At 66.2% G+C, this 1819-nt stretch carries 2 protein-coding genes; both read right to left on the bottom strand.

The window, feature by feature from the left end; translation table 11 throughout:
* Window positions 1-268 precede the first annotated feature (268 nt).
* Window positions 269-658, bottom strand: coding sequence for a barstar family protein (locus tag ID132_RS08610; protein WP_193128365.1), 390 nt, complete (start codon window positions 656-658; stop codon window positions 269-271).
* A 108-nt stretch (window positions 659-766) separates the two neighbouring features.
* Window positions 767-1408 (bottom strand): hypothetical protein, encoded by a 642-nt coding sequence (locus ID132_RS08605; RefSeq protein ID WP_328743989.1) that lies wholly within the window; start codon window positions 1406-1408, stop codon window positions 767-769.
* Window positions 1409-1819 lie beyond the last annotated feature (411 nt).

Raw genomic sequence — 1819 nt, 5'->3', positions numbered from 1 at the left:
TTCCAGCTCATCGTGCTCGCGAGCATCCTCGCCTCGGCGGTCATCACCGCGACGCTGCTCGCGTTCCACCAGCCCCAACTGCGCAAACCGCTGCCGCTCGTCGCCGCGGCGTAGGTGGCACTGCTTGCCGCACTGTGAACGTCTGCGGTCCGCAACGATCTCCGGGCACGAGATGCGCGAAGACGCTCGCAATCTATGCACGGGTGCCCTCGCGCGCCTTGTGCCACCTCACCGGGCTGTACCCCCCGAGGCGGCACGCCTTGCAACGTCAGGCGAGTACGAGCTCGACGTTGTCGTGGCTCGCGAACACCTCGAGCACGAAGTCGAAGTAGGTCGGGCCGCCCGCGGCGCGCAGCCCCGCGAGGTCACGGGTGATCTTTTCGGCGTTGAAGGTGCCGGGTCGCGCGAGCTTCGCCTGGTACCAGGATGCGGTGGTGTCGACGCCGAGGGCGGCGCGGCTAAGTTCGTGGTCGGGCCACGTGACGCGGATGCGGTCGTGCCCGACGGCGTCGCCGATACCGCCGTAGAGGAGATCGTCGAGCGCGTCCAGGCTCTCGCCGAGCCGCCAGTCTTCGCCCTGCATGAAGCCGCGGTTGAGCTCGTCGTAGAGCGAGGCGATATCGGTGATCACGGTGCCGCGCAGTTCGACCTCAAACATGGGTCGATTCTGGCAGACGGCGGTGGCCTCACCCTCGGACAAACCACGAGGCCCGCGCATCCGGGTGGATGCGCGGGCCTTCACCGCTTCTGCGGCGTTACTACTGAACTACTGAATCGCGACGAACACGGTGTCGGCCGATATGCCGGGGGTCACCCCCAGCACACCGTCAACTGGAGCCGGTACCTCGAATACCTCATTGCCGGTCGTCGACGCACCCTCATAGAGGGTGTTCATCGTGTCGATTGCGTCGGGGGCAACCACGAGGCTGTCGTATGACTCGACGGTGTTGCCGCCAGCCGTGACGTAGTCGAGGCCGACCGAAATCGGGGTCGATCCATCGGCATCGTCACCGGTGTAGGTGATCGTGTAGTTCACGAGGATGTAGACGTTGCCCTCGGCAGGCTCGTCGTTGAACTGATTCTCGGCCAGCACCGCGTCAGTCGCGTCGAGCGTGACCGAGTTGATGGTGACGGTCCAGTCGCGACCCTCGAGCGACGAGCCGAGCGGAACCGGGTTCTCGCGCGTGCCCGCCTCGGCGTCCTCGGCCGGTGCTTCTTCGGCGACGGTCCCGTCCGCCTCATCGGCCGGCGCATCCGGCTCGGCCGAGTCGACCTCGGCGGCCTCGCTCGAGGTCACGTTGACGTTGCTGTTCTCTTCAACCGCGTCACCAATGGCGTTGCCGACGGCGACGAAGAAGACGATGAAGCCGACAATGGTGCCGACGACCGAGATGATGACGGCGCTCACCGCCTGCCACTTCACCTTGCCCTTGAGGAAGATGGCGACGAGGCCANCCAGCCGACGATGAGCGCGCCCGGCATGCAGGCGAAGATGAAGCCGACGATCGCGACGATGAACGCGGCAATGCCGAGCCCGTTCGTGCGCTTCGGCTGCTCGCTCATCGGCGGCTGCCCAGACGCCTGCTGCGGCGCGGGAGGGTAGAGCTGCTGGGGCGGGTTTTGGAAGTTTGACACGGTTACTCCATAGGTAGCGAGGCAGGTTTCGACGCATGTCGTGCCTCACTCCGGAAGTTATGTCGAGCCTCCGACATGACTTCGATGCGCCTGCATCTCCCCGGCCCGTGGCGCAAAGAACCGCGCGGCGGTGGCGAATGCGCCACCGCCGCGCGGACTCGTCAGGCGTTAGCGCATCGGGGCG

Origin of the sequence: Gulosibacter sediminis, from assembly GCF_014904065.1 — a bacterium.
GTDB classification, from domain to species: domain Bacteria; phylum Actinomycetota; class Actinomycetes; order Actinomycetales; family Microbacteriaceae; genus Gulosibacter; species Gulosibacter sediminis.
Note: the sequence above shows the minus strand (reverse complement) of the source record. Positions and strands in the feature narration are given on the sequence as shown.

Excerpts from the sequence above, each read along its gene's own strand:
- ID132_RS08610 (WP_193128365.1), bottom strand. The coding sequence starts at position 658 with ATGTTTGAGGTCGAACTGCGCGGCACCGTGATCACCGATATCGCCTCG.